We start from the raw sequence: 23,921 nt of genomic DNA, 5'->3' as shown, positions 1-23,921 counted from the left end.
GTAAAAACACCCTAATCGCGGACGAGAAATTCGCGGGGCGATTCGCCCATCACCCGTCTGAACATTGCGCTGAATGCACTCTGGCTGGCGTAGCCCAGATCCCGGGCAATCAGCCCGACGGACTGCCCCTTGTCGAGCCGGTCGATGGCGGTCGCCAGCCGCACCTGCTGCAGCCAGTGGCGAAAATTCAGGCCTGTCTCATTGACGAACAAGCGAATCAGCGTGCGCGAACTGGCGCCGACCCGGTCTGCCCAATAGCCGATCGAATGGTCTTGTCCGGGGTCCTGCAGAATCGCCTCGCAGACCGTGACCAGTCGCCGGTCGAGCGGCCACGGCACTTCGATCGGCAACGTCCGCGCCGCCTGCAACTCATTGATTATCAGCGCCACGATGTGCGCGTTGCGCCCCTCCTGCGGATACTCGATCGGCTGCTCGGCCAGGGCCAGAATCAACTCGCGCAGCAGTCCGGGGATCTCCAGCACTTTGCAGTGAGGGCCCAGCCCGGCGCAGACCTGCGGGTCGATGTAGATCGAGCGCATTTTGACGGCGCTCAGCATCAACTGATCGTGGATCATTCCGGGCGGAATCCACAGCGCCCGCTTCGGCGGCAGGATCCACAACCCTCGTTCGGTGGCTACCCGCATCACGCCGTTCGAGGCATACAGCAACTGCCCGTGTCGATGTACATGCGGTTCGTTGTACTCGCCGGTGGCCTGATCGCGCACCAGCACGGTCATTACGCGCGGCACATCCTGATAGTCGGGATAACGTTCGCTGCGCGGCGCGGATTCTCGCTTTGCGACGACCTTGCGCACCTCTTGTTTCATCGAGTGTTTTCTCCTGAAAACAGACGTTGATCGTGGTAAAGCGGCGATTGTCACTTTGGCGACAAATCCTGGCATTTGCCATGGCCGGCCCATTGTTAGCCTTGCGCTCATTGTTCATCAATGAGGCCTTTCCCATGGCAATCACCCGCAATCTCTCCGGCCACCAGCAGAGCGTCACGGCGGTGATCGGCCTGCTGATCCTGTCCATCGCCCTGCGTCCGCCGATCATCTCGGTGGGCCCGATTCTGCTGTTGATCCAGCAGCACTTCCAGTTGAGCTACACCCAGGCCGCGCTGCTGACCTCGATTCCCGACGTGTGCATGGGCGTGTTCGCGTTGCTGGTTCCGAGCCTGGCCCGACGTTTCGGGATTGATCGCAGTGTCGTCGTCGCGCTGGCACTGTTGGGCGCTTCCACCTTGCTGCGGGCGATCTCGCCAAACGCATTGTTCCTGCTCGGCAGTACGTTCTTCGCCAGCATCGGTATTGCCGTCGCCGGCGCAATGACCGGTGCGTGGATCAAGACCCACTTTGCGCAACGGCCGGCGCTGTTCATGGGCATTTATGCCGGCGGCCTGAGTCTGGGCGCGACCCTCGCGGCGGTGCTCAGTGCGCCGATTGCCGAGCTGGCGCAGGACTGGCGGGTCAGCGCCGGAGTCTGGAGCGTGCTGTGCCTCACCGCCATCGTCAGTTGGGTGTGGATGGCACGGCGTTTTGCGACACCGGCGCCAGCGGTGAAATCGCCGTCGAACCCGAGCAAACGCCTGCCATGGGGCAAGCTGCAGGCGTGGCTGATCGCGTTGAACTTCGGTGCCGGTCAATTCGTGGTCTACGCCCTCTTCGCCTGGATGGCGCCTGCCTCGGTGGAAGCGGCCACGTCGAGTATTTCCCCTGGCATCCTGCTGGGCATTTTTACGGCGGTGTTCGCCGTCGCCAGCGTGGGTGCGGGACTGATTCCGGGCAAGGCCCACGACCGGCGCGGTTTGCTCGGGTTGTCGGCGTTGCTGGCCCTGCTCGGGGTGGGCGGCATGGCGTTCCTGCCGGCGTACTGGCCGATGCTGTACGTGGTGCTCGCGGCCATCGGGTTGGGCATGGGTTTCACCGTGGCCATGACCTTGCCGCTGGATCACGCCAGCACCAGCGAACAGGCCGGATTGTGGACGGTGTTCATGTTGTTCATCGGTTACCTGATTGCCGCGCTCGGGCCGCTGTTGTTCGGTGCCCTGCGCGGATACGCCGGGCACTATGGCCCGGCGTACACCTTGCTGTTCGCGGTACTGCTGTTGATGCTCGGCATCACCCCGCTGCTCAGACTGGCACCGGCAAGATCGCCGCAGGTGTCCGCTGCCTGAGCGCGAAGTGACAGACCTGCGACGCGCCTCGGCACGTCGCAGGGTTTCAGTTGGCCGCCGCGGCTTTTTCAATCAATCGGGCCACTGGCGCCGGGTTCGACACCATCACCACGTGAGAGCCGCCCTTCACCACCTCGACCGCCCTGGCATCTGCACGCTTGGCCATGAACGCCATCGCCTGGGGCGGGATGTTCTTGTCCTTGTCGCCGTAGATGTACCACGACGGAATATGCTTCCAGGCCGGCGTTCCGGCCTGTTCGTTCAGCGCCGCTTCGGTCACCGGGCGTTGGGTCGCGGCCATCAGGGCCGCTTGTGCAGCCGGCACGTCGGCGGCGAACTGGTCGTGGAATTTGCTCTGCTGGATGTACAAGTCCTTGCCGCCATCGGCCAGCGCAACGGGTGGCGCCAGCGTTGGCCCGAGGGTGCTGCCGGGAAACTTGCCGGCGAGTCCTGCGACGGTCTCACCCGTTTCGGGGGCGAAGGCGCTGACGTACACCAGTGCTTTGACATTGGCATGATCGTTGGCTGCCTCACTGATGACGTTGCCGCCATAGGAGTGACCAACCAGCACCACCGGCGACTGGATGCTGCTCAGCAATGCCGATACCGCTGCGCCATCGCTCTTGACGCCGCGCAACGGATTGGCGGCGGCGATCACCGTGTAGCCGTCCTTCTCGAGAATTTTCGCCACGCCATTCCAGCTCGACGCGTCGGCAAACGCACCGTGCACCAGCACGACCGTGGGTTTGGCGGTTTGGGCGAAGGCATTGGCGCCCAGGCACAGGCCGGCAGCGATGCTGAGTGCAGTCAGTGTTTTTTTCATGTGGATGTTCCTCGTATGACAGATTCAGGGGGCGTATCGGGTGAAGACAAAATCGTGGTTCTGCACCCGCGCCTGATGGCAGGCAAAGCAGGTCTGGTGCTGGGCTTCATCGGCGGGTTTGCCGTTGATGAACCGGCCGAATCCCCAGCCACCGGTCGAGGCGTATTGGCGCGAGTCCTTGACCATCACCTGAACGGTGGTGGCCGCCCCCGGAATCGAGGCTGGCTCGAATTCCGGCGACTGCACGTGCTTCCACGCCAGCTTCACCAGCACCGTGCCCTCGGGAAACGGCAGCGTCTTGCCCTGGTAAGCCTTGATCGCCCGGTCATTGCCCAGTACCGCGCGCAGTTCATTCAGCGGCGCGGCTTCCTGTGCCGGAGCAATCAGTGCCCACTGGCGGTAGTTTTTCGGCAGCTTCACGCCGTAGATCGGCGACGCTTCGCCGTCATCGGCCTGGCCCAAAGCGACACCGGCAGCCGCCAGTGCCGCGAGCGCAATGGCCGCTGGCAGCACGGCCCAATGGTTGAGTTTCATCGTCGGATCCCCTTTAGCCAGCGATCAGAGATGATCGGCATCGATCACCGCCTGAGCGAACGCCTGCGGCGCTTCTTGTGGCAGGTTGTGGCCGATGCCGCCGCTGATCAGCCGGTATTCGTACTTGCCAGTGAAGCGTTTGGCGTAGGCCTCGGCCGGTGGGTGCGGCGCGCCATTGGCGTCGCCTTCGAGGGTGATGGTCGGCACGCCGATCGAGGGGAATGCCGCCAGTTTTTTCTCCAGCGGATCGTATTGCGCCTCCCCTTTGATCAGCCCCAGGCGCCAGCGATAGTTGAAGATCGACACGGCGACGTGATCCGGATTCTGCAACGCGGCGGCACTGCGGTCGTAGGTGGCGTCGTCGAAGTTCCATTTCGGCGAGGCCAGCTGCCAGATCAGTCTGGCGAAGTCATGGGTGTTTTTTTCGTAGCCCAGGCGGCCGCGCTCGGTCGCAAAGTAGAACTGATACCACCACTGCAACTCCGCCGCCGGCGGCAGCGGCGTCTTGCCGGCGTCCTGGCTGCCGATCAGGTAACCGCTCACCGCCACCAGCGCTTTCACCCGTTCGGGCCAGAGCGCGGCGACGATGTCGGCGGTGCGCGCGCCCCAGTCATAACCGCCGAGCACGGCCTGCTTGATCTTCAGTGCGTCCATGAAGTCGATCAGATCCTTCGCCAGCGCCGCCGGCTGACCGTTGCGCACGGTTTTGGCAGACAGGAAACGTGTGTCTCCATAGCCGCGCGCGTAAGGAATCAGCACCCGATAACCCTTCTGCGCCAGTGCCGGTGCCACGTCGGTGTAGCTGTGAATATCGTATGGCCAGCCGTGCAGCAGGATGACCACCGGACCGTCGGCGGGCCCGACTTCGGCGTAGGACACGTCCAGCAATCCGGCCTTGACGTGTTTCAGCGCGCCGAAGGATACGTTGGTGCCGGCGGTAATGGCGTCGATCTTGCCGGCGGGCACTTCGGTGGCGCTGGCGTATGCCGAGGCAATGCCCAGCGCAAGCGCCAGCATCGAAACGGTGAGCAAGCGCCGGGATGGGGTTAGAGCATTAGAGTCAGTCATGCCGAGTCTCCCTCGTGAACCGCCGGGCGGCGGTTCCGTTCTTTGGTTTGAAGGGCTTGCGGATTGAAGGGTTAGCGCGCTGCCTGCGCAGCGGTTTTCTGCGCAGCCGCACGCAGTGGCCGGAAGGCTTCGCGCAGTTCTTCGCTGAACAGTTGCGGTTGTTCCCATGCCGCGAAGTGCCCGCCCTTGCTGACTTCGCTGAAGTAGGCCAGCGAGGGATAGGCGCGCTGCGACCAGACTTTCGGCGCACGGTAGATTTCGTGGGGGAATACGGTGATCGCCACCGGCACCTTGATGTCCGCGGTCTTCTGCGCGGCGGCGCTGAAGTTATTGTTGTTGTTCTCCCAGTAGAAACGGGAGGACGACGCCCCGCTGTCGGTCAGCCAGTACAGGCTGATGTCATCGAGCATTTCATCGCGGCTCAGGACCTTCTCGGGCTGACCGTCGCTGTCGGTCCACGCGGCGAATTTTTCATACATCCACGCTGCCGTGCCGGCGGGCGAGTCGGCCAGCAGATAGCCGATGGTCTGCGGCCGGGTCACCATCATTGCGCCGTAAGCGGCGTTGCGGCCGAAGAACTGGCTGAGCGAATTGAAGGCCGTGACCTCCGGTGCGGTCAGTCCCGCTGGAGCCGGATCACCGCTGTTGATCGGTTTGACCAGTTCCGGCGGCACGGTGGCCGGCATGTTCAGGTGGATGCCCAGCAAGCCGGGCGGCGCCAGGCGGCCCAGCGCATCGGAAATCACCGAACCATGATCGCCACCCTGGGACACGTAATGGCTGTAGCCCAGACGTTGCATCAACACATCCCAGGCCTTCGCCACCCGGTCAGGCCCCCAGCCGAGTTCGGTCGGCTTGCCGGAAAAACCATGGCCGGGAATCGACGGGATCACCACATCGAACGAGTCCTCGACCTTGCCACCGTAGGCCACGGGATCGGTCAGCGGACCGATGGTCTTGAGGAACTCGAACTGCGAACCCGGCCAGCCGTGGGTGAGGATCAGCGGCATCGCATTGGGATTGCGCGAGCGCACATGAATGAACTGGATATCGACGCCGTCGATGGTGGTCACGAATTCCGGCAAGGCGTTGAGCTTCGCTTCGGCCTTGCGCCAGTCATAGCCATTGCCCCAGTACTTGACCAGTGCCTGGACCTGCGCCAGTTGCACACCCTGGGACACGTCGTTGACCGTTTCCTTGTCCGGCCAGCGGGTGTCGGCAATGCGTTTGCGCAAGTCGCTCAACTTCGCTTCGTCGACATGCACGGTGTACGGGCGAATGGCTTGCGATGAATCCGCGGCCGGCGTCGTGGCCCAGGCGCCGCTGCTGCCAGCGAGTACGGCAAGGCCGAGCGCGCCGCCCCTGATGGATGACGCCAGGCAATGGCGCCAGGTGAGACCGGACAGAACCGCAACCATGATGGATCTCCTTGTAGTCATTATTCGAAAGGCATCGCCAATCGGATCAGACCACCGCGCTGGCATCGGGACGATTACACGATGGTGTCGGTCGATACCTTGGTATGACGCGCTGGCCTGGCGCGCAAAATCGCGCTCGAATTCAGCAGCGGTTAACGGGCAGAATGCGGCGGGGAAACGGCCCATTTGAATGACAGAGCGGAACAAGGATTGCGGATGCGTGGGGAAACAGCGCTCGAACGCCTGAGCACTACGCCATCGACCACTTCGCAATGGTGGGTGATCGGGCTGTGCATGCTGTTCAACGTGATCGACGGACTCGACGTGATGGCCATGGCCTTCACCGCCAGCCGGGTTGCGGCGGAGTGGGCGTTGAACGGCGCGCAACTGGGCCTGTTGTTGAGCGCAAGCCTGGTCGGGATGGCGCTCGGTTCGTTGCTGGCTGCGCCCAGGGCCGACCGCTTCGGGCGCAGACCTTTATTGCTTGCCGGCCTGCTGCTCAGTGGCCTGGGTATGTTGCTGTCGTTCTGGAGTCCGGATCATCACGTGCTGATGTTCCTGCGTCTGCTGACCGGCATCGGCACTGGGGCGGTGCTGGTCGGCGCGAACGTGCTGACGTTCGAACACGCCAGCCCGCAGCGGCGCAATCTGGCCGTCGCGTTGCAATCTCTCGCCTTCGCCATGGGCGCCAGTCTGGGCGGTGTGCTGGCGCATGGACTGAATGACTTGATGGGCTGGCGGTATGTCTTTCTCGCCGGGGGCTGCATCACGCTGGCGGCGGCGTTGGCCGGTGTCTTTTGGCTGCGAGAGTCGCCGTCATTTCTGGCACTTGAACACCGCGCGCCAATTCCTCCTCTATCGCCTGACGACGTCAGCCAGCCGTTTTCACCCGGTCAGTGGCAACAGACTCTGTCGCTGGCACTGGCACTCTTTCTGTTGATGTTCTGCTTTTACTTCGTGATGAGCTGGACGCCGGCCCTGTTGGTCGACAATGGCTTTACCGACCAGCAAGGCGCCCGGATCGGGATGCTGTTGGCGCTGGGTGGCATGCTCGGCGCCCTGTTTCTGGGTCTGGCAGCCAATCGTTTCGGCTGCCGACGTTTGTTGTCGGGTTTTCTGCTGCTTGACGCAGCACTGCTGCCGCTGATGGTGCCGGCCTCGCACGTCCCCGGTCTGGCGGCACTCGTGGCGGTCACGCTGGGGCTGATGCTCAATGGTGCAGTCGCGGCTCTGTTTGTCCTGGCCCCTCAAGCGTTCTGCACGTCGGTTCGCACGACCGGCGTCGGTGTGGTGCTGGCGATGGGGCGTCTGGGGGCGATCATTTCGCCGGTGGTCGCCGGGTTTCTGCTGGATGCCGGATGGACCGCACAACACCTGTTCATGTTTTTCGCCGCTAGCCAGGTGTTGGCGGTCCTGCTGATCCGGCGTGGCACTAGGGAACGATGATCAACTTGCCCGTCGTGTTGCGCGACTCGATATCGCGATGGGCCTGTTGCGCATCATCCAGTGAATAACGCTTGCCGATCACGGCTTTCAGTTTGCCGGCACTGACCCACGCGAACAGTTGCCGGGATTTTTCCAGCAGCACCTCGCGGTTGCGCACGTAGTGCATGACCGAGGGATACGTCAGCTTGATGCTGCGCGGCATGCTGAAGATATCGATCGGCGGTGTCGGGTTCATGAACGGTCCGTACAAGGCCAGTGTGCCGAAGTAGTCCAACATCTCCAGCGAGTCGGCGAAACCTTCCGCGCCCGTGCCGTCGTACACCACATTCACCCGCTGGCCGTCGGTCAGGCGCAGGACCTGTCCGGCAATGTTTTGCGCCCGCCCGATCACCACATAGTCCGCCCCCGCCGCGAGTACCGCCTCGACCTTGTCGGCATGAGAAACCCGGCCTATGACCTTGCCGCCCAGCAGTTTGATCAGTTGGGTCAGCATCAACCCCACGCCCCCGGCCGCCGCATGCACGAAGGCTACGTCGCCCGGCTGGATCGCATGCACCTTGTCCACCAGATTGCTGGCGGTCAGGCCTTGCATCATCAGGCTGGCGGCGGTGGTGAAGTCGATCTCGTCCGGCAACGGCACCAACTGGCTGACCGGGGCGATCACCTGTTCAGCGTAGCTGCCCGGCACGTAATGCCAGGCCACGCGGTCACCGACACTGAACTCCGTCACCTGCGGGCCGGTGGCCAGAACGATGCCGGCGCCTTCTGCGCCCAGTGTCAGCGGCAGTTCCCAGGCAGCGCCGAGCCCGCGTCGGGCACCGGTGTCCATGAAATTGATACCCGCCGCCATGACCTTGACCAGGACCTGTCCGGGCCCCGGTTCTGCCAGTTGAATGTCTTTCACCATCAAGACTTCAGGCCCGCCGAAGGCCTCGATTACCACTGCTTTCATAATGTTCTGCCCTGTCAAAGGGACGGCCTGTCCTGCTGCCTTTGCGGTGGCAGGAGTGCGGACGTCACATCGTTTTCATTCAATCGTCGGAGGACGTTGAAACCAGGGCCAAGACTGCGCGGCGGATGTATCCTCGCGGTTTCTCGAACAGGCTGATTTGCATGTTTGTATGGCTCGAGGGGCCGTAGATACAGTGGCTTACAAAAGTGCCACTGTGATGTCCGTCGCAGCGTGCGATGGCGGCCGATATTCGCGACGGGCGACACCAAAGTATGATGGGCGCGCGCCATCCGAAGGCGCATCTTTGTTCAACGGTGACTGCACACAACGAGAATCGGTATGACGAACGAGCAGGAGCGCGTCATCGAGGACGCTTCAGGCCGCGCGGATGACGCGGTCATGCCAGCGCCGGGGGTCGAAGCCATCATCGACAGCATCCCGGCCATGGTCGCCTTCATGACGCCTTCCGGTGAGCTGGAACAGGTCAACCGGCAAATCATGGACTACATCGGCGCCCCGCTCCACGAACTGAAAAAATGGCAGACCAGCGAAACCGTGCACCCGGACGACCTGCCCTCGGTCATCGCCGCGTGGATGCATTCAGTCGGCACCGGCACACCCTATGAGAACGAGCATCGCATCCGTCGCGCCGACGGTGTCTATCGCTGGTTCCATGTGCGCGGCCTGCCGATCAGAGACAGCGAAGGTGCCATTACGCGCTGGTGTGTGCTGCAGGTCGATATCGATGAACGCCGGCGGGACAAGATCTTGATCGCCAGTGCCCTCGCCGAAGTCAGCGCTTCGGAAGAACGTCTGCGCGGGATCATCGATGCCGTTCCCGGTTTTGTCTGGAGCGCTTCGCCTGAAGGCAGCGTCGGTTTCGTCAATCAACGCTGGTGCGACTACACCGGCATGTCCCTCGAACAGGCTTGCGGCCATGGCTGGACGGCGTCCATCCACCCGGACGATGCGCCGGGGCTGGCGGTTTACTGGCAAACGATTCTGCAATCGGGCAACGCCGGTGAGTACGAGGCCCGCCTGAAGCGCTTCGACGGGATTTACCGCTGGTTTCTGATCCGCGCCGTGCCACAGCGCGATGACACCGGGCAGGTCGTGCGCTGGTACGGCGAGAACACCGACATCGAAGACCGCAAACGGGCGGAAGTCTTTCTGGCCAAGGCCCAGCGCCTGAGCGCCACCGGTACGTTTTCCTGGCGGGTGAGCACCGACGAGATCACCTGGTCGGACGAGGTCTACCGCATCCTTGAACTGGACCCGGACACCCCGCCCGGCTTCGATGCGATCTATCGCCGCGTGCACCCGGACGACATTTCCAGCCATCGGGAAATGATCAAGCGCCAGCGCCGCAAGGGGCGTGACTTCGAACATGAGCACCGGCTGCTGATGCCCGACGGTACGGTGAAATACGTGCGGCTGGTGGCGCACTCGATCCCCCACGCACCGGACGGTTTCGAATACATCGCCGCGCTGCAGGACATCACCCAGCGCCGGCTTGCCGAAGAGGTCTTGAGCAAGGCGCGCTCGGAACTGACGCACCTGGCCAGAGTCGCCAGCCTCGGCGCGGTGACGGCGTCGATTGCCCACGAGGTCAATCAACCGCTGGCCGGCATCATCACCAACGCCAGCACCTGCCTGCGCATGCTCGGTGCCGACCCGCCGAACGTCGATGGCGCCAGGGAAACCGCGCGCCGCACCATTCGCGATGGCAATCGTGCTGCCGATGTGATCAACCGACTGCGGGCGCTGTTCTCGAAGAAAAGCATCACCATTGAAGACGTCAATCTGAATGACGCGGCACGGGAAGTCATCGCCATGCTGCTGGGCGAACTGCAACGCAATGGTGTGGTGCTGCATCCGGAGTTTGCCGAAGCCCTGCCGCTGGTCAGGGGGGACCGGGTTCAGCTTCAGCAGGTGATCCTCAACCTGATCATGAATGCCGCCGAGGCCATGAGTGCGATCCACGAGCGGGCCCGGCAATTGATCGTCAGCACCGGTCTGGCGCCGGACGAGAGCGTTTACCTGGCGGTGAAGGACAGCGGCAACGGCGTCGATCCGCAGGACATCGAGCGCATCTTCAATGCCTTCTACACCACCAAAAGCTCGGGCATGGGCGTTGGTCTGTCCATCAGTCGCTCCATCATCGAGCGCCACGACGGCAAACTCTGGGCGACCGCCAACGATGGCCCGGGCGCGACGTTTACCTTTGCCATCCCGAATTCGACGGACTTGCCGCAAACCGCTAACCGCGACCTCACCGATCGCACCGTGGAGAATGATTGATGGGTACGCATTTGCTCGTATCGGTGGTCGATGACGACGAATCGGTTCGTGAATCACTGCCTGACCTGATCAAGGAATTCGGCTTTACCGTCCAGGCATTTGCCTCGGCGCAGGCGTTTCTGTCATCGCCCTACCTGGACCTGACGCATTGCCTGATTCTCGACGTGGCCATGCCCGGCATGTCGGGCCCTGATCTGCAACGGGAACTGCTGCGCCGTGACTATCGCATTCCGGTGATTTTCATCACGGCTCACGGCGACACCAGCGAACAGGCAAAGCTGCTGAACAGTGGCGCGGTGGAGTGCCTGTTCAAGCCGTTCAGCGAAGCTCAATTGCTCAAGGCCCTGAGTGCCGCCCTGCCCCTCGACTGAGCGTGCAGCCGAACAGAACAAGGAATCGACATGTTGAACGCGAACAACGCAATGGCCCTTTCTCGTGGAGCAATACCGATGAGTGATGTCACGCCCGTCGTATTCGTTGTCGATGACGACATTTCCGTGCGCGAGTCGCTGGAGCTGATGATCCGTTTCGCCGGATGGCAGCCACGGCTGTTCGAGTCCGCGCAGGAGTTTCTCGACGCGCCTCGGACGCTGGTGCCCAGTTGTCTGGTGCTGGACATCAACCTGCCCGACCTGAGCGGCCTGGACCTGCAGACCGCCCTTGCCGATGAACGTCACAACATGCCGATCATCTTCATCACCGGCTACGGCGATATTCCGCGCACGGTGCGGGCGTTGAAGGCCGGTGCGGTGGAGTTTCTGACCAAACCGTTCAACGACGAGGTGATCCTCACCGCCATGGCCGATGCGCTGCAAAGCAGTCGCGTGGCGCTCGAGGGCGAAAAGAACCTGCGCTCCCTGCTCGAGGCCTACAAGACCCTGACGCCGCGCGAACAGGAGATCATGGCTTCGGTGGTCAGCGGACGGCTGAACAAACTGATCGCCGCCGACCTCAACATCAGCGAAATCACCGTCAAGGCCCATCGCGGCAAGGTGATGCGCAAAATGAAGGCCCGCTCGCTGGCAGACCTGGTGAAAATGGCGGCACTGATTACGCCGGCGTAGCAGGCAGGCTCTGCCAGAAGCGTTCCAGCCGCCGCAGATCGAGGCTGTCAAAGCCTTCCGAAGCCTGCTCGCGGCAGGCGCCGAGCAACTCCCGGGCCTGATCCGGTCGACCCTGCTCAAGCCAGAACCGCGCCAGATCCATCGATGACCGCAACTCCCACGCCCACGCGCCCTGCTCGCGGCTCAGCGCTATGGAGTCCTCAAGAACCGCCAGCATGGCCTGGTCATCATCGACGTGGATGGCCTTGAGAATACCGGCCTTGATTCGCAGCAACTCCGGCAGTGCAAAAGCATCGCCGCTTCGACGGCAGTGATCGATGGTGCCTTCGACCAGCGTCAGGGCCTTTGCGTGTTGCCCCCCCAGAATCAGGCCCTCGGCCAGTGCAATTTCGAATGAAGTGGTAAGCAGTTCGTATCGCATGCCGCGCAACCGCGCCAGACTCTCTTCCAGCATGGCAACTGCCTCCCCCGGCTCTTCGGCGCGGATGGCGATCGCCGCGCGCAACCCGTGGCAGGCGGCAATATAGGGGCCGAGTGCGTTGGTTTCGGCGATGGTACTGAACCGTTCGAGGCTGGCAGTTGCCTTCGCCAGATCACCGGTCCAGATATAGATGCACAGAATCCAGACCATTGCGATGCAGTAAGTGACCGGATGCTGCAGCGCCGACGCTTCGGCCTCGATCTGCTCGGCCCGGCGCCGGGCCTGATCGGGGTAGCCCTGCAGCCAGAGTGAACGCGCCAGCGCCAGCCCCGTGCGATTGCGATGATCGAAGCCGTAGTAAATCGTGTTGCTGGGATGAGACGGCAAGCTGTTGCGCAGCGAGCTTTCCAGCTCCTCACGGGCCAGACGCTGGTTGCCGAGCAGATGATGGGAGATGCCGGTCAGCGATGAGGCAATCGCGATGGCAGCGGGCTCGTTGAGAATGTTGCCGACCACGGCGGCCTGCTCTGCCCACGCCAGCGACGAAGGGAAATCACCGATGCGCTCGTAGAAGATCTGCAAGCGGCCCAGCAGCCGCAATTGTGAGCCGTAGTCATTCAGCGCGACTGCAATGTCTTGGGCGCGAAGCAAGGCTTTTTCGGCGGCTTCACTGTTGCCTCGGGTGAACATCAGCACAAGCCCGAGCGCGGCTTGCAGTTCCATTTCGGTGGGCGTGCCGTAGTATCCCAGCTGCAGCAGCTCCACCGCCCGGGAGCACCAGGTGCGGCACTCGACCAGCAATGAAAAATGCAGGAACAACGGCGCGCTCGCAGCCGCCAGCGGCAACGCCAGCCCTGGATCGCCTTGGGGGCCGAAGCTCCATTCCAGCGCACCGCGAACATTGCCCAACTGGCTGGCCAGGCGCGTCGAATTACGGAAGATCTCGTCGGGGGAAGTCCCCAGATGCCCAAGCAGATCCATGTAAAACGCTGCGTGCCGGAACGCCAGCGCATTGACCTCGGCGTCGCCCCGCGCCGTCAACTTCTCCCGGGCATAGGCGCGCGTCATCTCCAGCAATCGATAAGAATCTGTCGAATCGCTGTGATCGACCGTGACCAGCCCCTTGCACACCAGATCGTCAAGGATCGCGGCCGCCGCAGCGCTCCCATGTTGCGACTCGGCCACCACCTGAGCGGCGGCTTCCTGGGAAAACGGCCCGACAAAGACCGAAAACCGCTCCAGCGCCAAACGCTCTTGCGGCGACAACAAGTCATAACTCCAGTCGAGCATGGCGCGCAGGGTCTGATGGCGCGGCACCGCCGTCCTGCGCCCCGACCAGCCCAGCGAAAAGCGCTCACCGAGCAACGCGTGGGTGGCCTTCAATCCGTGGCTGGCGACCCGCATCGCCGCCAGTTCGATCGGCAATGCCATGCCCTCCAGCCGCTGGCAAATGTCCGCAATCATTTGCCCTCCGCCCGCTTCCAGCAACAGCGCCGCATTGCTCGACGACGCGCGTTCGACAAACAGCTTGATGGCCGGGAATGCCAGCAGTTCCTCAACCGAAAGGTGTTGCGACTCACGGGGAAATTCCAGCGGATTGAGCCAGTGCACGTATTCGCCACGCACCCGCAGCGGTTCGCGGCTGGTGGCCAGAACCCCGACATCCGGCGCGGTATCGCTGATCTGTTCCAGGAGCGTCGACACCGCGTCGATCAGGTGTTCGCAGTTGTCGATCACCAGCATCAACCGCTGCTCACGCAGATGCGCGAGCAGGACGAACATCGGGTCCTCCGCCTGCACCGGAATGTCCAGTGATCGGGCCAGCGCCGACGGCACCAGCGCACAGTCTTCCACCTGCGCCAGATCGACGAAGCAGACGCGCTCGTAGCCTTGGGCGGCAATGCGATGCGCCACTTCGATGGCCAGGCTGGTCTTGCCGACACCACCGGGGCCGACAATGGTAAACAGTCTTGGTTGCTGCATGTGGTCGATGACCAGTTGCAGGTCGGTCTCGCGGCCGATCAGTCTGGCCCGGGGCGGCAAACTGCAGACGCCCTCGGTGGCTCGGGACACGATGGGCGTCGGTTGAACAGCAGTCTGTTTTCTTTCCAGCGGCGCGACGAAGGCATAACCCACACCCACCTGAGTCGCGATGTAGCGCGCCTGCTCCTCGCCATCCCCGAGAATCCGTCGCAAACCGGTCATATGAAAGCGCAGGCTGCCTTCAGCCACCACGCTGTCGGGCCAGACTTTGTCGATCAAATCGTACTTGGACAGCACGCGCCCCGGTTGCTCGAGCAAGGCAATCAGCAGATCCAGAGCACGTCCGCCGATCTCGACCGCCCTCCCGTTGCGGGTCAGCAGCCGTTTGCCTGGTACGACGCAGAACGGACCGAACATGAATTCAGTCGTGAGGGATTCGTGCAATGCGTCCGGAAAAGACTCCACGAGGATCGATCTCTCTAAAAAGCATAGGGGCGGCGCCGGTTACAGGCAGCCAGCGCAGGCCCTTTGCATCATAGGAGTTTTGCTCGACCGTTCAAGCGCGGCACGGGCAGAGTGAGAACCTCACCCCTTTATTTCACCCTTGCGAATGGCAATCTTGATGGCCTGAGCAGTGGTTGCCACCCCCAGACGCCGACGAGCCGAACGCAGGTGATTTTCCACCGTGCGTCCGGAGAGGCCGAGCGTAGCGGCGATGTCCGCCTGCCGGCGACCGGCAGCGACCCACGCCAGCACTTCGCGCTCGCGGGTCGAGAGTTTGCCGGACGTCTCGTCCAGCGGCGCTTCGAGCAAGCGTCGAGCGGAATAAAACGCCACCGAAGCGAGCATGCCCAGCACCAGACGAATCCGCGCAGAAGCATCGATCTGCTCGCCACCCAGACTCATGGCGCCCTCAAGCCCTCGCGGGCCGAAGACCGGAATCTGCAAGCCATGCAGGCCAGGCCCGCTTGGCAAGCGAACCACCCGATAGAGTTCACCGCTCGGCTCCTGCACTTTGCTCCAGAAGAAGGATTCGCGGGTGTCCAGCAGATGGCGAGTCACGGGGCAGCGCTGAACATAGGTCTGGGCGTCGACAGCCATGTCGTCGCCGAACCAGTCGCCCTCCACCCAGTAAATGCGCTCGACCACTTCCTCTGCCGTCGAGGTGGCAGAGAACAGCACGAATCGATCGTAACCATAGGACCCCGCGAAACCGCGGACGGCCTTCTGGATTGCCACCAGCGTGGGCGCCACCTCGATCTCGAGGGCGGCGCGCAAGAGTGCTTCGGCAGGTCCGGGACTCACCCCGACGTGACCTCTTTCAGGAGCGCGGCGGCCGCCAGTTTGCCCAGCGCGTTGCCCGCCAGCGGACTGTCACCGGTCAGCAACTTGCGATCCTGAAGCGTGGCCCCGGAAATGTCCTGGTTAGTGATTTCCACACCGAGCGCCTGCAACTGCTCGCCGAACTTCCAGGTCAGGTGGCCAGGCATGTAACCGATGTCAGGGGTTGTCGCATCCAGAGCATCGGGAAACGCGCAAATCCGGTAACCGTTGAAGATGCACGAGTCTTTTGTTTCACCGAGGCCGGCCGCCAGCAGCGCCGCCGGGCCGTGGCACAGAGTGATGACGAATTTGTCCTTGGCGACGGCCCATTGCAGGGCCTTTTTCACGTCCTCGCTTTCCGGCAGGCCGATCAGCGCACCGTGCCCGCCAGGGATGAACACGCCGATGTAATCCGAGTCCTCGCCCAGCGCGTCTTCGATCACCTGGGACAGTTTGAGCGGACGCTTGAACTGATCGCGATAGTGCTCGTAGAAGCCTTTCACTTCGGCGTCTTCGGAGGGCATGGCCCAGAATTCGAACTTGACCGGATTGCCCGACAGCGTCGCGACGTCAAAGCCAAAACCGGCCTTGTCCAGGTGATACATCGGCAGCAAGGTTTCAACCGGTTGATTGCCCGTGGAGAACATGGTGCCGTTGTCGGTCAACAGATAGCGTTCGTCCGCGCCGATCATCAGGATCTTCCAGCGCCCGCCCTTGTAGCGATTAGGGTACTCGGCATCACTGAGATCGGATTTGGGCGAGGTGAACTGGCTGAGGGAATACGGCGAGGGGAAAAAAGCGTTGTCCTCAGCCGGATCGGGGGTTGGGCGCTTGTCGTCAGTCTGCGTGGTAGCCATGGTGCTCTCCATCGAAAGGGTCGATTGCCGAGCCCTCATGCTAGTAACGCGACGGTATTCCGGCAATGAGGGTTTTCCCTCAACGAGGACATGTCCGGGAACCTGCAAACCCTCAAGAGCGTCGTTAGATGGCAGAATCCCCGCAATTGATCGTTTCGGAGACCCACAATGCTTCGCCTGTTTGAACAACGGCTCGACCCCTTCCCGCCCGACGAAGCGCCGCCACCGCCGGTCGGTCTGGCGCGGTTTCTGTGGGCCTGCACCCGCGGTGCTCGTGGTTATATCCTCGCGCTGGCGCTGCTCAGTGCCGGTGTGTCGATCTACGAAGCCTGGTTGTTTTCCTTTCTGGGCCAGGTCGTGGACCTGCTCTCGAGCTGGCAGGCCGGCGGCGATGTGAACGGCCAAGAGAGCCGCGTGCTGTGGGGCATCGGCATCGTGCTGCTGACTAGCGTCGGGCTGGTGGCGTTGCGCACGATGGTTCAGCATCAGGTGTTGGCGATCAATCTGCCGCTGCGCCTGCGCTGGGATTTCCATCGACTGATGTTGCGGCAGAGTCTTTCGTTCTTTTCCGACGAGTTTTCCGGCCGGGTCACGACCAAAGTGATGCAGACCGCACTGGCCGTGCGCGAGGTGTTGTTCACCGTCATCGAAATCGCCCCCGGCATCGGCGTTTACTTCATCGCGATCATCGCCCTGGCCGGCGGTTTCGCCCTGAAACTCATGCTGCCGTTCATTGCCTGGGTCGTGCTGTTCGGGCTGGCGATGCTGTATTTCGTGCCACGCCTGGGCCAGGTTGGACAAGAGCAGGCTCATGCGCGGTCATCGATGACGGGGCGGGTTTCAGATGCCTACACCAACATCACCACGGTGAAACTGTTCTCCCATTCCAAACGTGAGGCGCACTTTGCGCGGGCGGCGATGGAGGACTTCAAACAGACCGGTTTTCGCCAGATGCGTCTGGTCAGCCAGTTCGAGATCGTCAATCAGGCGCTGGTGGTCGGGCTGATCATGGGTGCCGGCGGTTACGCCTTGTGGCTGTGGCATCAGGGCGAAGTCGGTACCGGCGCCGTGGCGGCGATCACGGCCATGGCGTTGCGCATCAATGGCATGTCGCACTGGATCATGTGGCAGATGACGTCGCTGTTCGAAAACATCGGCACCGTGCAGGACGGCATGGGCACCCTGACCCGAGGCCCCAAGGTGCAGGATGCACCGGACGCCGGCGTGCTGGTGCCTTCCGGCGGTGCAGTGACTTTCGACAACGTGAGCTTCAACTACAACGGCGAACGCCAGGTGCTCGACGGCTTGAGCCTGAGCATCCAGCCGGGGGAGAAAATCGGTCTGGTGGGCCGCTCCGGTGCCGGCAAGTCCACGCTGATCAACCTGCTGCTGCGCTTCTATGACGTCGATCGCGGCGAGATTCGCATCGACGGGCAAAACATCGCACAGGTGACGCAGGACAGTCTGCGCAGCGCGATCGGCATGGTCACGCAGGACACGTCCTTGCTGCACCGCTCCATTCGCGACAACATCGCCTACGGCCGGCCGGACGCGACCGACGCGCAAATCCAGCGCGCTGCGGCGAACGCCCAGGCCGACGGTTTCATCAACCAGTTGAGCGACCGTCAGGGCCACACCGGCTACGACACGCTGGTGGGCGAGCGCGGCATCAAGCTTTCCGGTGGCCAGCGCCAACGTATCGCCATTGCACGGGTGATGCTCAAGAACGCGCCAATCCTTCTACTTGACGAGGCCACCAGTGCGCTGGATTCCGAAGTCGAAGTCGCCATTCAGGAAAGTCTCGATGAAATGATGCAAGGCAAGACCGTGATCGCCATCGCCCATCGTCTGTCGACGATTGCGGCGATGGATCGACTGATTGTCATGGATGAAGGGCGCATCATCGAGCAAGGCACTCACACTGAACTGCTGGCTAAAAACGGCACCTATGCGCGGCTGTGGCAGCATCAGAGCGGCGGGTTTCTGGGTGAAGATCAGGGCGTGGCCGAGACGCTGGATCAGGCATAAATCCGGGTCACGTTGATCAGCCCCGCGATGACCACTGTGGGGCTGATCGCCGCTGAGAGGATTAGGCAAGGCTCGAAGACAAACCGGCATAGGTGAACCATTTATCGCTGGCTACCATGACGGCACACCTGATTTGCGGAGAACGTCATGCCTGACACCAAAACCCTCTTCATCACCGGCGTCAGCAGCGGCTTCGGCCAGTCGCTGGCCAAGGAAGCGCTGGCAGCCGGTCACCGCGTCATCGGCACCGTGCGCAACGAAGCCGACCTGCAAGCCTTTCAGGCGCTGTCCATCGATAAGGCATACGGCGTGCTGCTGGATGTCACGGACTTCGACCGGATCGATAGCGTCGTGGCGACCGTCGAAGCGACACACGGCCCGGTCGATGTGCTGGTCAACAACGCCGGCTACGGCCACGAAGGCATTTTCGAAGAATCGCCGCTGGAGGACATGCGCCGCCAGTTCGACGTGAACGTGTTCGGCGCGGTTGCCGTGACCAAGGCGTTTGTGCCGTTCTTTCGCCGGCGGCGGGCGGGCCATATTCTCAATATCACGTCGATGGGCGGCACGATCACCATGCCGGGCATTGCGTACTACTGCGGCAGCAAGTTTGCGCTTGAGGGCATCTCCGATACGCTGAGCAAGGAACTGGCGCCATTCAATATCTTCGTGACCGCCGTCGCGCCGGGTTCATTTCGAACCGACTGGGCCGGTCGTTCGATGCAGCGTACACCCCGCAGCATCGCTGACTATGACGCCAGCTTCGACCCCGTGCGCAAGGCGCGCGAAGACAAAAGCGGCAAGCAGCTCGGGGATCCGCAGAAAGCGGCGCAAGCGATGTTGCAGATCATTGCCAGCCCTGCTCCACCAGCGCATCTGTTGCTGGGCAGCGATGCATTAAGCCTGGTGCGCGACGAGCTGAAACGCGCCGCGAGCGAGATCGATCAATGGGAAACGCTGACGCGCTCCACCGACCATTGAACGGCCCACAGAGAGAACGCAATGAAACAGGCCGACTCAAGTATTTCTCGCATGGTGCAGCTGATGGAAGCGCTCGCACCGGTGGAGGGCTACAACCTCAGTGCACTGGAGGGCGTGCGCTTCCTGCGCTCGAACCGGCCACTGACTCGCACGCCGGTGCTGTACGATCCCGGCATCGTGATTCTCTGTCAGGGGCAGAAGCGCGGGTATCTGGGCAATGACGTCTACGTCTATGACGCTCAGCATTATCTGGTGGTGTCGGTTCCGATCCCCTTCACCATGGAGACCGATGCCTCTGAAGACGAGCCAATGCTCGCGATCTATATGCAACTCGATTTCCAGGTGGCCAGCGAGTTGATGCAGCAAGTGGATGACGTTCACGGTCCGAGCGGCGCGCCACCCAAGGGCATGTTTGCCTCACCGATGGACGACCGCCTGCGCGCTTCGACGCTGCGTTTTCTCCAAGCCATGAGCACTCCGGGTGAGGCGCAGATATTGGGACCGTCGCTGTTGCGCGAGATCTATTACCGCATCCTGACCGGTGAACAAGGCGGTTCGATGCGTGCCGCACTCAATCGACAGGGACACTTCGGCAAGGTGACGCGGGCGATCCGCAAGATCCACAGCAGCTATCAGGAGCGCCTGGACGTCGAGCAACTGGCCCGCGAAGCAAGCATGAGCGTGCCCAGTTTTCACCTGCACTTTCGCAGCGTGACGGATGCCTCGCCCATGCAGTACCTGAAGTCGACGCGCCTGCATCAAGCGCGACTTTTGATGTTGCGCCACGCAATGACGGCATCAGCGGCGGCGTTCAGTGTCGGCTATGAAAGCGCCTCGCAGTTCAGCCGCGAGTTCAAACGTTTTTTCGGGCGAACGCCGCAGGCGGAGATTGAATGGATGAAGGCAACGTATGCGCTGCCTGCACCGACGTCGCCGTCTGTTTATGTGTCTTCGCATTGACGCCGTGCTCGGGCGCGCTTGATTAAACCGTTTCAGCCACCACGATCTGATTACGTCCAAGGGCTTTGGCCCGATACAAGGCTTTGTCGGCGTTGTTCATCAAACTGTGAAGATCCGAGTCTTCGTTCTGCATCGAAGCAACGCCCAGGCTGGCGGTGATGCGATGAACCGGGCCGGTCATGATCCTGGGCATGGTCACAATCAGGTTTTCCAGCAGCTCCAGCGCCTTCTCGATCGAGGTATCCGGAAGCAGGATCGCGAACTCTTCGCCGCCTAATCGACCATGCACATCGGTGTCCCGAAAATATGTACAGATGATGCTCCCCATCTGCTGCAAAACACGATCCCCGACCTGGTGGCCGTAGGTGTCATTGATGTGTTTGAAATGATCCATGTCCAGCATGACGGCACACAGGTTCGACTGGCGTCGCCGGCACTCATCGAACAGTTGCTGTGCCCGCTCGAAAAACGCCCGCCGGTTGTTCAGGCCAGTCAGTTCGTCGGTTCGTGCGGCGAGCCTGGAGATGTTGTGCGCGCGCTCCATTTCCCGGGTCAGGCGAAAGGCCGCCTCCAGCGCTTCAGTCATTTTGCGCGTAGCACGGGCGACGAACGACGCAAAGACAAGGACCGCCAGCGCCATGCCCACTTGAAGCGTGGACGGTTGAAACAGCAGCCAGAACGTACACGGCAGCAGCACCAGAGCCACGGAGACCAGCGTCATGTATCGATAAGCCGAATAACAGGACACCGCGCTGACCGACATCCCGACCGTGAAGAGCATGACCAATGCCTGCGCCAACAGGTCGTCGGCCGGCATGATGATCAACGCACCTGCGCCCCATATGCCGGCGGACAGCACCAGGGTTGCCCAGTATTTGCGCTCCCAGCGCTTGGGTGTTCGCTCGCTCTCATCGCTGCGAAACCAGGCGACGAACATCGATATACGCAACAACGTGGACACCGTCAGCAGGCCGAGCCACACGAAAATACAGGCTTGTTCAAAACGATCCCAACACAGCCCACAGAGCATGAGCGCGGCCAGGTAGCTGCCGATAACGGCTGAAACGGATTGGCGAAACAACTGATGCAATCGATCAGTGTTGACCTGCTCGTCGATCGAAGCACCGTGCTCACGCCGAAGATCTGATAACTCCATTCGATCCACCCACGCCTGACTGCTACATAAAACCGACAGAAGCCCATTTCGGCGCCGCCCGTGACGACGCCTTTGATACAAAGGCGCCAGAATCTCGTTCTGGCGCCTGTCCTCCATCAATTCTCGTGCCTAAACGATGTGCAACGCCTTGAGAATGACCAGCGTACTGTCGGCAAACACTTGGGCCTGCCCGGTCAGCTCGGCAAGATTTTCTTCGGCGGTGGTCAGGGCCCTGCCATCCTTCAGCAGACCTTCGCCCTGGCCGCCAATGATGCCCCATGCCAGTTGCGCCCATTCAGCCGGGTGCTTTTTGCCCTGCTTGATCGATATCAGGAACAACTGCTGGAAGCGACTGACCGTCACACCTCCCCCCGTCACTGGACTCGCCAGAGTCTGAATTTTGTTGCCATACAACGAACGCTTGCACAGCTGCAGATTGAGGGTATTGCAGCGGGCCTGCACCAGTTTTTCGGCTGCCTCGCTCTGACAGGGCGCCACGGCTCCCATGCCGATCAACACGTTGAGCGCCTGCTCCACATCGCCATAGCCCAATGAGGGCACGAGATCCAGCAAATGCCGCAGGGTCTTCGGCACATAAGCGTCATCCGCCAGTGCAGAGAGTACCGGACCATAGATTTCTGCCTGCAAAGTGGCTGCGCCTGCCGGACCGGTGACGTTGACCGGTACACTCTCGGCCACCTGCAACAGGACGAAGCGCGTGCTGAGCATACGCTCGCGGTGCTCGGAGGCGGACAGTCTGTTGGCGCCGCGTACATAAAGGTCCCGCCGGAAACTCTGATTCACAAAGTAGTCACGCGCCTGCTCACGCATGACGGGATGCTCGATACCTTCCAGAAAGTCCATGCCTTCGGCGCTCAGGTTGAGCGGGTCGACGGAGTCCAACGGCACGGCTGTCGTGGCGTAATCGAGCTTGGCGGGCGCCAGGGCATCAACCACGTCGGTGAAATACATGCAGTTCCAGTCGCGATTGAAATACTCATGGGCGACGTACTGGCGATCCTGGCCTTTAATGCTCTGAAGCTTGGCATCCAGCCCAGGCGCCGAGTTGGCATATTTGGGGTTTGCAGCCAGCAGCGCTTCGGAAAACTGCAGCGCAGCGTCGATACGTTGATCAGGACGTACAGAGGCCGGACTGGCGAACCGGTCGTGCAAACTGAACAGTTGGCGCAAGGGTGCCTGAGGCGACCAGCCCGGGAAACAGTTGTAGCTGACGTAGAGCATTCCACCTGGCTTGAGATGACGGCGGACGAACTCCACGATCAGCTTGTGGTTGTCTCGACTGACCCAGGTCCAGATGCCATGCAGGCTGATGCTGTCGAACTGAGGTAAGTCGTGACGGGCCAGCAATTGCTCGAAGCTATCGTCATACAGTCGCGCATCGCTGCCCCAGTCTCTGGCCAGAGCGATGGCATGGGACGCCTGCCCGGGGTGAAAGTCGGTGCCGACATAGGAGCCCGGATTGCCCGCAGCATGGATGTTGATCGAAACGCCCTGACCGAAGCCCAGCTCACAGTGGTAACCGTCCGTGCTTTCCAGCGTGGCGAAACCGCGCAACAGCAGGCAATAACGCTGGAAAACCGGATTGATTTCCCGGCTATACCCGTAGGTGTAGCCTTCGTCCGTGAAATATCCTTCGTTCCAGGCATTGCTCATGCGTGCACCCTTTTCTTATATCGGAAGTGAAAGTCGCTCTTATACGGGGTAGTCGTGGCGTATCACAAGAGGAAAAACGTCAGGCAAACGCGTCCTTGATAAACGCTTCCAACGTCGCCTCCTCCAGAATTTCAATCGAGAAGTGGCCAAAGCGTTTGGGCAGCCAGATGATGCGTGCCCCTGCCGGCGATTGCAGGTGTTCGCGAGCCAGCGGGTTACCGTTTTCATCTTCTGGCTGTACCCCATCGGCGACCAGTTCGTCGTAGGCTTTTTCGATGTCGGGAGTCGAATAGCAGTGGCGGTAGATCATGCCCTCGCCCGCGCTATCCAGGAGCTTTCGCAGATTCCCGGCCAATGGCTGGACCAGCATGAAACGCTCCTGCCCGATCAACGCAATCGCATATCGCACATGCAAGCCGCCCCGCTCCCACAACAGTGTCCTGGAGATTCTCGCCTTCAATATCCGAGCGTAGTACGCACAGGCTTCTTCGAGGTTATTGACGAGTACATCGACGTGACTGAACTGGAGTTGCATTGCCTGCCTCCTGGAAAACGGACGCTCATGGTAACCGTCAACGTGCTCGCTGACGCGAGCAAAAACTTTCCTGCAGGCAAAACAAAACCCCAACTGCTTTCGCAATTGGGGTTTCGGAATTTAATCTTGACGATGACCTACTCTTACATGGGGAAACCCCACACTACCATCGGCGATGCATCGTTTCACTTCTGAGTTCGGGATGGGATCAGGTGGTTCCA

Annotated in this window: 20 protein-coding genes and 1 rRNA gene; 8 read left to right on the top strand and 13 right to left on the bottom strand. The window is 61.7% G+C overall.

Annotated elements, in window-relative coordinates; genetic code table 11:
- Nucleotides 1-11: 11 nt before the first annotated feature.
- Entirely contained in the window at nucleotides 12-827 is an 816-nt protein-coding gene (locus CAF73_RS20775) for a helix-turn-helix transcriptional regulator (protein ID WP_085703683.1), read from the bottom strand.
- A gap of 134 nt (nucleotides 828-961) precedes the next feature.
- On the opposite strand from CAF73_RS20775, the gene CAF73_RS20770 reads away from it, so the two are divergent.
- Nucleotides 962-2,176, top strand: a complete 1,215-nt coding sequence (locus CAF73_RS20770; RefSeq protein WP_085703682.1) for a CynX/NimT family MFS transporter — start codon at nucleotides 962-964, stop codon at nucleotides 2,174-2,176.
- 46 nt (nucleotides 2,177-2,222) lie between these two features.
- Here the strand turns inward: CAF73_RS20770 and CAF73_RS20765 are convergent, their stop codons facing one another.
- From CAF73_RS20765 to CAF73_RS20750, 4 genes are all read right to left on the bottom strand, one after another.
- Nucleotides 2,223-2,999 carry an alpha/beta fold hydrolase gene (locus tag CAF73_RS20765; protein WP_085703681.1) on the bottom strand — a complete coding sequence of 259 codons (777 nt, stop codon included), beginning with the start codon at nucleotides 2,997-2,999 and terminating at the stop codon, nucleotides 2,223-2,225.
- A gap of 24 nt (nucleotides 3,000-3,023) precedes the next feature.
- Nucleotides 3,024-3,533, bottom strand: a complete 510-nt coding sequence (locus tag CAF73_RS20760) for a cytochrome P460 family protein (protein ID WP_085703680.1) — start codon at nucleotides 3,531-3,533, stop codon at nucleotides 3,024-3,026.
- A 24-nt stretch (nucleotides 3,534-3,557) separates the two neighbouring features.
- Nucleotides 3,558-4,601 carry an alpha/beta fold hydrolase gene (locus tag CAF73_RS20755; RefSeq protein WP_085703679.1) on the bottom strand — a complete coding sequence of 348 codons (1,044 nt, stop codon included), beginning with the start codon at nucleotides 4,599-4,601 and terminating at the stop codon, nucleotides 3,558-3,560.
- Between the two features lie 71 nt (nucleotides 4,602-4,672).
- Entirely contained in the window at nucleotides 4,673-6,019 is a 1,347-nt protein-coding gene (locus tag CAF73_RS20750) for an epoxide hydrolase family protein (protein ID WP_085703678.1), read from the bottom strand.
- Nucleotides 6,020-6,235: 216 nt separating this feature from the next.
- On the opposite strand from CAF73_RS20750, the gene CAF73_RS20745 reads away from it, so the two are divergent.
- Nucleotides 6,236-7,465 carry an MFS transporter gene (locus CAF73_RS20745; RefSeq protein ID WP_085703677.1) on the top strand — a complete coding sequence of 410 codons (1,230 nt, stop codon included), beginning with the start codon at nucleotides 6,236-6,238 and terminating at the stop codon, nucleotides 7,463-7,465.
- Here the strand turns inward: CAF73_RS20745 and CAF73_RS20740 are convergent.
- Complete coding sequence (locus tag CAF73_RS20740) at nucleotides 7,452-8,417, bottom strand: quinone oxidoreductase (protein ID WP_176247752.1); 966 nt, start codon at nucleotides 8,415-8,417, stop codon at nucleotides 7,452-7,454. The two genes, CAF73_RS20745 and CAF73_RS20740, sit on opposite strands and share 14 nt — an antisense overlap.
- A 339-nt stretch (nucleotides 8,418-8,756) precedes the next feature.
- On the opposite strand from CAF73_RS20740, the gene CAF73_RS20735 reads away from it, so the two are divergent.
- The 3 genes from CAF73_RS20735 (at nucleotide 8,757) to CAF73_RS20725 (ending at nucleotide 11,782) form a co-directional block, all read left to right on the top strand.
- Nucleotides 8,757-10,718: a PAS domain-containing sensor histidine kinase gene (locus CAF73_RS20735; RefSeq protein ID WP_085703675.1), complete on the top strand. Its 1,962-nt coding sequence runs from the start codon at nucleotides 8,757-8,759 to the stop codon at nucleotides 10,716-10,718.
- Nucleotides 10,718-11,089, top strand: coding sequence for a response regulator transcription factor (locus tag CAF73_RS20730; protein WP_085700403.1), 372 nt, complete (start codon nucleotides 10,718-10,720; stop codon nucleotides 11,087-11,089). The genes CAF73_RS20735 and CAF73_RS20730 overlap by 1 nt, the downstream gene beginning before the upstream one ends.
- 78 nt (nucleotides 11,090-11,167) lie before the next feature.
- The gene (locus CAF73_RS20725; protein WP_085700404.1) at nucleotides 11,168-11,782 is read left to right on the top strand and encodes a response regulator transcription factor; all 615 of its coding nucleotides are present in this window, start codon (nucleotides 11,168-11,170) and stop codon (nucleotides 11,780-11,782) included.
- On the opposite strand, the gene CAF73_RS20720 is transcribed toward CAF73_RS20725, so the two are convergent.
- The 3 genes from CAF73_RS20720 to hchA form a co-directional block, all read right to left on the bottom strand.
- Nucleotides 11,769-14,651 carry a winged helix-turn-helix domain-containing protein gene (locus CAF73_RS20720; protein WP_085703674.1) on the bottom strand — a complete coding sequence of 961 codons (2,883 nt, stop codon included), beginning with the start codon at nucleotides 14,649-14,651 and terminating at the stop codon, nucleotides 11,769-11,771. The genes CAF73_RS20725 and CAF73_RS20720 overlap by 14 nt on opposite strands.
- A 120-nt stretch (nucleotides 14,652-14,771) precedes the next feature.
- Nucleotides 14,772-15,491 (bottom strand): PA1136 family autoinducer-binding transcriptional regulator, encoded by a 720-nt coding sequence (locus tag CAF73_RS20715; RefSeq protein ID WP_085703673.1) that lies wholly within the window; start codon nucleotides 15,489-15,491, stop codon nucleotides 14,772-14,774.
- The gene (gene hchA / locus CAF73_RS20710) at nucleotides 15,488-16,366 is read right to left on the bottom strand and encodes a glyoxalase III HchA (RefSeq protein ID WP_085703672.1); all 879 of its coding nucleotides are present in this window, start codon (nucleotides 16,364-16,366) and stop codon (nucleotides 15,488-15,490) included. Before hchA ends, CAF73_RS20715 begins: the two co-directional genes overlap by 4 nt.
- Nucleotides 16,367-16,534: 168 nt before the next feature.
- On the opposite strand from hchA, the gene CAF73_RS20705 reads away from it, so the two are divergent.
- The 3 genes from CAF73_RS20705 (at nucleotide 16,535) to CAF73_RS20695 (ending at nucleotide 20,335) form a co-directional block, all read left to right on the top strand.
- Nucleotides 16,535-18,394, top strand: coding sequence for an ABC transporter ATP-binding protein (locus tag CAF73_RS20705; protein ID WP_085700408.1), 1,860 nt, complete (start codon nucleotides 16,535-16,537; stop codon nucleotides 18,392-18,394).
- Nucleotides 18,395-18,541: 147 nt separating this feature from the next.
- A complete protein-coding gene (locus tag CAF73_RS20700; protein ID WP_085703671.1) occupies nucleotides 18,542-19,375 on the top strand; it encodes an oxidoreductase in 834 nt (277 codons plus the stop codon).
- Between the two features lie 21 nt (nucleotides 19,376-19,396).
- The gene (locus tag CAF73_RS20695; RefSeq protein ID WP_085703670.1) at nucleotides 19,397-20,335 is read left to right on the top strand and encodes an AraC family transcriptional regulator; all 939 of its coding nucleotides are present in this window, start codon (nucleotides 19,397-19,399) and stop codon (nucleotides 20,333-20,335) included.
- A 22-nt stretch (nucleotides 20,336-20,357) separates the two neighbouring features.
- Here CAF73_RS20695 and CAF73_RS20690 read toward each other — a convergent pair whose 3' ends face one another.
- From CAF73_RS20690 to rrf, 4 genes are all read right to left on the bottom strand, one after another.
- Nucleotides 20,358-21,491 carry a diguanylate cyclase gene (locus CAF73_RS20690; RefSeq protein WP_085700411.1) on the bottom strand — a complete coding sequence of 378 codons (1,134 nt, stop codon included), beginning with the start codon at nucleotides 21,489-21,491 and terminating at the stop codon, nucleotides 20,358-20,360.
- Between the two features lie 129 nt (nucleotides 21,492-21,620).
- Complete coding sequence (locus tag CAF73_RS20685; protein WP_085703669.1) at nucleotides 21,621-23,165, bottom strand: class I SAM-dependent methyltransferase; 1,545 nt, start codon at nucleotides 23,163-23,165, stop codon at nucleotides 21,621-21,623.
- 79 nt (nucleotides 23,166-23,244) lie between these two features.
- Complete coding sequence (locus CAF73_RS20680; RefSeq protein ID WP_085703668.1) at nucleotides 23,245-23,700, bottom strand: VOC family protein; 456 nt, start codon at nucleotides 23,698-23,700, stop codon at nucleotides 23,245-23,247.
- Between the two features lie 124 nt (nucleotides 23,701-23,824).
- Nucleotides 23,825-23,921, bottom strand: a 5S ribosomal RNA gene (rrf, locus tag CAF73_RS20675); the annotation flags it as partial.

It is taken from the genome of Pseudomonas sp. B15(2017) (assembly GCF_002113215.1).
Taxonomy (GTDB): Bacteria; Pseudomonadota; Gammaproteobacteria; order Pseudomonadales; family Pseudomonadaceae; genus Aquipseudomonas.
This window is presented reverse-complemented; position numbering and strand designations above follow the sequence as displayed.